The 6266-nt window shown below is 55.8% G+C and carries 7 protein-coding genes; 1 reads left to right on the forward strand and 6 read right to left on the reverse strand.

Annotated features, from left to right (window positions below; all coding sequences use genetic code 11):
* Window positions 1-75 precede the first annotated feature (75 nt).
* The 5 genes from ACR0EZ_RS22285 to ACR0EZ_RS22305 all read right to left on the reverse strand — a co-directional run bounded on the left by ACR0EZ_RS22285 (window position 76) and on the right by ACR0EZ_RS22305 (window position 5181).
* Complete coding sequence (locus ACR0EZ_RS22285; RefSeq protein ID WP_480616997.1) at window positions 76-1869, reverse strand: PHA/PHB synthase family protein; 1794 nt, start codon at window positions 1867-1869, stop codon at window positions 76-78.
* A 379-nt stretch (window positions 1870-2248) separates the two neighbouring features.
* Window positions 2249-2656, reverse strand: a complete 408-nt coding sequence (locus ACR0EZ_RS22290) for a universal stress protein (RefSeq protein WP_480616998.1) — start codon at window positions 2654-2656, stop codon at window positions 2249-2251.
* A 58-nt stretch (window positions 2657-2714) separates the two neighbouring features.
* On the reverse strand, window positions 2715-3164 hold the full coding sequence (locus ACR0EZ_RS22295; protein WP_480616999.1) for a phasin family protein: 450 nt from the start codon (window positions 3162-3164) through the stop codon (window positions 2715-2717).
* A gap of 475 nt (window positions 3165-3639) precedes the next feature.
* The gene (locus ACR0EZ_RS22300; RefSeq protein WP_480617000.1) at window positions 3640-4281 is read right to left on the reverse strand and encodes an NAD(P)-dependent oxidoreductase; all 642 of its coding nucleotides are present in this window, start codon (window positions 4279-4281) and stop codon (window positions 3640-3642) included.
* Window positions 4282-4293: 12 nt separating this feature from the next.
* Window positions 4294-5181: an EamA family transporter gene (locus ACR0EZ_RS22305; RefSeq protein WP_480617001.1), complete on the reverse strand. Its 888-nt coding sequence runs from the start codon at window positions 5179-5181 to the stop codon at window positions 4294-4296.
* A 78-nt stretch (window positions 5182-5259) separates the two neighbouring features.
* On the opposite strand from ACR0EZ_RS22305, the gene ACR0EZ_RS22310 reads away from it, so the two are divergent.
* Entirely contained in the window at window positions 5260-5769 is a 510-nt protein-coding gene (locus ACR0EZ_RS22310; protein ID WP_480617002.1) for a MarR family winged helix-turn-helix transcriptional regulator, read from the forward strand.
* A gap of 205 nt (window positions 5770-5974) precedes the next feature.
* On the opposite strand, the gene ACR0EZ_RS22315 is transcribed toward ACR0EZ_RS22310, so the two are convergent.
* On the reverse strand, window positions 5975-6266 hold a 292-nt coding region (locus ACR0EZ_RS22315; RefSeq protein ID WP_480617003.1), incomplete at its 5' end, for an IclR family transcriptional regulator domain-containing protein.

The raw sequence follows: 6266 nt of genomic DNA on the forward strand, positions 1-6266 counted from the left end.
CCTGTCCCTAAAAGGGCAGAACCGACCTACGCGCAGAGATTGTTTTTTTCTTGAGTTCACAGCGTTTGGGCTGGCTCAGGTCTGATGAACGTATTCACCCGGCGCATTGCGCAGTCTATTGGCCCCTCGTTGTCTTCCAGCCATGAACGGAGGTGCGGTTTCGCCAGTTGATTGCTTTTTTAACCACTCCGCCATCGCGGGCCACCAGGACCCCAGCTGTACTTCGGTGGTTTCGAACCATTCGTCCGGGGAAGTATACAGCGCGTCCGCCGGCCTGTGGCCCTGCCGATAGTGGCGGTGCTTGTGACCTGGCTCGCTCAGGATGCCGCCGTTGTGGCCACCATTGGTCAGCACAAAAGTCAAATCTCCGTCCGTAAACAGTCTGATCTTATAAACTGATCGCCACGGAGCAATGTGATCGGATTCCGTTCCCACAACAAACATGGGAACGCGGATATCCTTCAGCGCAACAACCCGACCTTCGACGGCAAACCGTCCGGCGCTCAGTCGGTTTTCAAGGAACAGACCACGCAGGTACTCGGAATGCATCCGCGCAGGCATACGTGTTGTGTCATTGTTCCAAACGGTCAGGTCGGTTGGAAGGTCATCTTCACCCAGAAAGTAGCGGCGGACAGCCCGAGCATAGATCAGGTCTTCGGCGCGGATTGTCGTGAAAGTCCGCGTCATTTGCGGTCGGTCCAGGCAGCCCTGCAACCACATCAGATCCTCAACAAAAGCAACCTGACTGTCATCAATGAACAGCAACAACTCGCCGGCCTCAGCGAAATCAACCTGAGCCGCCATAAGTGTGACACTGGCAAGCCGGTCATCGCCATCACGTTGCATGACCGCAGCCGCAATCGCCAGAAGCGTACCCCCGAGGCAATATCCATTGGCGTGGATTTTCTGGCCTGGAACGATATTCTCAACGGCGTTTATCGCAGCCATAATGCCGTTCACGCGATAATCCTCCAAGCTGAGATCAGCCTCGTCAGCCGTGGGGTTGGCCCAGGATATCATGAACACGGTGAAGCCCTGGTCGACCAGATAACGTACCATGGAGTTTTCCGGAGACAGGTCGAGCACATAGTATTTCATGATCCATGCGGGCACAAAAAGGATCGGTTCGGCCTGCACGCTCTTGGTGCGGGGCGTATATTGGATTAGTTCGAACAGCGCGTTGCGATAAACAACCTTGCCTGGGGTCGTGGCGAGGTCTTTACCGATCTCGTAGCCCTGAGGTGCGGGTTCGTGCACTTGCGTGATTGTATGGGCTAAATCCTCAAGGAAATGGGCCCAACCCTCTACCAGATTGCTACCACCTGTCTGAATGGTGCGGTTCAAGATTTCCGGGTTTGACCACGGGAAATTCGATGGAGAGATAAGATCAAGGGCCTGGCGGATCTGAAATTGAGCTCGTTCTGCATCGCGGGGGGCGATGCCTGGCATTTCGGCCGTTGCGGCCTGCCACCAATCCTGTGCGCTCAGAAAGGCTTGTTGCCACAGCGAATAGGGCACTTTCTGCCAGCCGGGCGCGCTGAAACGGTGGTCCTGAGCGCGCGTTTCAAAAGGTGGGGCGGACTTGGTCCCGATCGCCATCTCACTGGCATAGACCCAGAGTTTTGCGAAACCGCGGGCTGCGCGCTCCGTCAGTTCGAGCTGACGTCCAGGTGAACGGTTGAGATGCAGCGCCCAATCCATCCATGTGGCCATAATTGAATGCGGAGAAACACCCGCGGTGGCTCGGGCGAGCGCAGCACGTGTCGCGCGATCAAGTTTGTCATAAGGGTGCCGCGTGTCATTCTGCCCGAGCCCAGCCGCAGTAGCTCCATTTTCGGAAGCTATCTTTTTGGGGGACAAATCAGTCATCTGGTTTCTCCGATTTGGGCACTTTGTAGCAAACGTCGTTGATCCAAACTTTCACGACCACCTCACCTTAACTAACCAAGGGTGCGTTTGGACCATGAGTTGCCGAGCATAGGCAGGGTGTTTACACTAGTATCGCCTCATCATTTCGGTCGCCATGCGCGATCATCGGGTTTTGGATGAAGACTTCCAACCGGAGTAAGTCGACAAATCCGTGACGACGAACTGACCCACGTCAAACTCTATTGAATGCGGATTCCTCAAACAGGTAGTTTGCAAGCCCATGCCGATCATCAGGAGCGCGGCTACGGAGTGCACAGTCCTTGTGTCCGTTCTCGTTCATTGGGCAAACCTGTTATCAGTATACAGGGACGATACCGGATCAGCGGATCACGTGCACCGAGCACTTAGCGTGATGCACAACTCGGTTTGCAGTAGAGCCAAGAAAAATGTCCCCGAAGCCGGGTTTGTGCGAAGCCAAAACGATGCAATCGACATCGTTCTCATCTGCGAAGTCGACAATAGCCCTACCCGCATGCCCAGAGATAAGCCGAGCCTCCGCGCCCGGGATTTCAGAGGCACTCTCATTCAGGTTGTCCAAAACCTCGTGCCGCGTATTCGCAAGTACTTCGCTTGGAATCTGAGACCCAACATATGCCGGAATCGGCTCCTGGACGTGCACGACGGTGAACACGGTGTCTGCATCGGCTAGTTGGCGCGCAGCCTCAAAGGATGCTCGCGTGTCGTGGTCTTGGTCCAGTGCAACAGGGATCAGGATGTTCTTATACATACGAACTCCTTTCTAAGGCTCCTGGGCCTTCATTCTGATATCAGCTGCGGAAGGAACCCTACACAGGTTCAGACTTTGAGGATTTCCCCGCACTTTTTGCCGCGGTCGCAACATCATCGACTGTTTTCTCTACAGCGTCAGCTTCGGTTTCAGCAACATATGCCGCACAGCGGGATACGGTTTGGAACCATTCCTGGGCGTCAGCGACCAACCGCTCAGTCGAGTGGCGCTGCCATTCCGACATACTCTGAAGGGCTTTCGAGGGATCTGACGGGTTCGCCGACGACACAGTGCGCGCCGCTCGCAGCGCCGTCCGAACAGCCTCATGACGGCGTTCGAACCAATGCTGTGCAAAGGCCTCTGTTTCCTCTAACATTTTCTCTTGTGCATCCCAGAACTGTTCGATCTGAGCGCCAAAGCCCGGATTGCCTGCAATTGGCGGCTGCATTTGCTTGAACACGTCCATGAGACTGGACGGAGGGTTAGATTTAGACTTCTTGGTCGGCATCGAAAGTTCCTTCTCACTCCCTGAATGTGCAATCGTACCACCGGCAGAGAAACTTCACCTTAATGCAGATCAAAATCCCTTATTTTAAGCTATTTGAATGAACCCAAGAAAAGTTAACGGCGATAAAGTAACGATCAATATCGAAACGGAAGCAATCAAGGACGACGATTGATTTCGGTACATGACCGTTGTGTTGGCCAGCAAATCGATCCTGTAGACAGCATACTGCCTGGCTTCGATGAACGGCCCAAAAGAGACATCCATCAATCTGAACAACTCTGCAGTGCAGCTTCCTCAAAACGGACGTTTACACCTGAGAGCGGAATTTAGGCCAGGCGCAGGACCGCGTCGCGGAAGAAGCTGCGTCGGCCTTGCAGTGACCCATGCCTTGGGTCGGTGGACTAATCCTTGAGGCAACGCCCGGCCTGCTAATCATCTAGCTCAAAAGCCTTTCCATATCGGTCTGAGACGAGTGTTAGTAACCGACCGTGAATGCGGCGCGCGGGAATTTGGCTGATTGTGCTTCATCTACCAGCGCAACAGCAAAGTCCTCCATCGATATCTCCGATTTGCCAGCTTCATCGATAAGCAGCGTGTCCGTACCGGTTCTGAACACGCCGCGGCGGCGACCGGGCTGTAAGAGAGCGGACGGGCTGGCATAAGTCCAGTTAGCCGATGTTTCAGTGGCGCAGAGTTCCCATTGCGCCATCGATGCGCGGGCGATCGGAACGATGTTTTCAGGCAAGAAATTGGGGTCTGACAAAACCGTATGTGGACTGCCGTTTGGCAGTTGGAGTCGCGCGGCGCCGCCAACGATGATCACCCGAAGGCCCGTGCGTGATGCAGCATTGAGGATCGAACGTGTCAGAGAGACGATCTCGCCTTCGCGCCCGGGCGGAGCGCGCAACGCGCTGATCGCCATATCCTGCGATTCCATGGCGGCGGCGAGGGCTGCTGGGTCTGTTGCTTCCGCAATGACCGGTCTGACGCCCTTCGGCAATTTGGCAAGCGCTGCTTCGTTTCGAACAGCTGCGGTTACGTGATGCCCGCGTGCGAGCCCTTCTGTTACGACGCGAGAACCGACATCGCCGGTGGCACCAAATACTATGAGTTTCATGAGAGTTCTCTTTCATACTGGATTGCGGATGCGATGTTTCGGAAGGTTGGGCGGGCGAACGCGCCCCGCCCTTTGACCAAGCCAGATTGCGACAAAGACAAGCGCGGCCCCGGTGATCTGCATTTGTGTCAGCGCCTGCCCCAGCAATGCCCATCCGATCAGGACGGCGGAAAGCGGGCTCAGAAAACCAAGTACCGAGACGGCACCTGGCTCTATCCGAGAGATGCCGCGGAACCACAGGATATAGGTTAGCGCGGCCCCGATGAGCGCAAGATAGACGATGCCGGAGAGGTTTCGTGAATCCAGTGGCGGAAGCGGCGGCTCGATGAAGACGGCCAGAAGCACCAGCAACAGACCGCCAGCGGTCAGTTGCCACGCGGTGAAGGTAAGTAGCGACACGGGAGGCTGCCATTTCCGGGTCAGGACTGTGCCTGACGCCATCGAGGCTGCACCACTTACCCCCGCAATCACGCCGACCGGATCAAGCGATATACTTGACCCTAAGACGAGTAGCCAAACACCAAGGATACCGATCAGGGCGGCCAGCACGGATGCGACTCGAACTTCAGTGCCGAGCAGCAGTGCGGCGAGGAATACGACGATCAGCGGCTGAACCGCACCAACCGTGGCCGCAACTCCCCCGGGTAATCGGTAGGCTGCGACAAACAGAAAGGCCCAGAATAGCGTGAAGTTGAGTGCGCCGAGAATGAAGATGCGCAGCCACCAAATACCCTTGGGCAAGCGCGGTGCCAGAACAAGAAGCAACAGGCCGGCAGGCAGAGCGCGAAGGGCGGCCATCGTGACCGGATACCCTGCAGGAAGGAATTCTGTCGTCACATAGTAGGTGCTGCCCCATATCAATGGCGCAATGGCTGTGAGTCCAATGTCGAGATTTTTCATCGCAGGTCTCCATTATCTTGACGTCAAGATACATCCTTTTATCTTGACGTCAAGATATAATCCTGCATTGTAACTTGCATGGACCACGTAGACCGCATCGTTGCTCAATGGAACAGGGCCCGGCCCGACCTTGATGTCGGGCCGATGGAAATCATCGGCCGGCTTTCACGTTTGACTGCCAGGCTTCGGGGCGAAATGGAACGAACCTGGAAGGCTTACGGGTTGAACGCCGCCAGTTTCGATGTTCTGGCGACCCTGCGCAGATCCGGAAAACCTGATGGCTTAACCCCTAGTGAGTTGCTGGACCTGACAATGGTGACGTCAGGAACAATGACCAATCGCATCGACCAACTCGTCAAACACGGCCTTGTCGAGCGGGTGCCAAACCCCGAAGACAAGCGCGGGTTTCTAATCCGTTTGACCGAACCCGGATTTGCGACAATCGAGAAAGCCGTCGGCGATCATGTCGAAACGCAGCATCGCCTTATGCGGGGACTAGCTCCGGCAGAAGCCGAAGATTTGAACACGCTTCTGAAGACGCTGGATGAAAGGATGAACTGCGACAGTGGGACGAACTCACGAAAGTGATCCTCCCTCTGGGTGCAACGCGTGACCGCTACCAGTTGGTTTTATGTCGCTCCGATGTGGCCGGCCCAGAACCGCCATCAAGCAAGAATCTGAGATACTGCGTTGCGACCCACCGAATCCGCCATTCGCTGCGCACGCGAATTCACGAGACAGGCGCATTAACAAAACGCCTGGTTTTCGCGACATTCGCTGCAATCTCGCTTATCTAGCCTGAGAGCATTTGGGAAAGCTTCTGCGCGCCACGCAGTAACACCAGCCGAAATTGCAACAAGCTGGCTATGTCATGCCGCTGAATTGGAGCGTGCACCGCGAGCGCGGCCACCAACCTGCCCTGGCTATCCCGGACGGGGACGGCAAGGGCTGACATTCCGGTCATGAATTCCTCGTCATCGGTGGAATAGCCACACTCGGCAATGCGCTGGATTTCCGTTCGCAACGCCCCGGGTGAAGTCAACGAGCGTTCGGTCTGCGGTTGCAGATTTCCGGCGGCAAGAAAC

The organism is Ruegeria sp. AK4 (genome assembly GCF_056541025.1).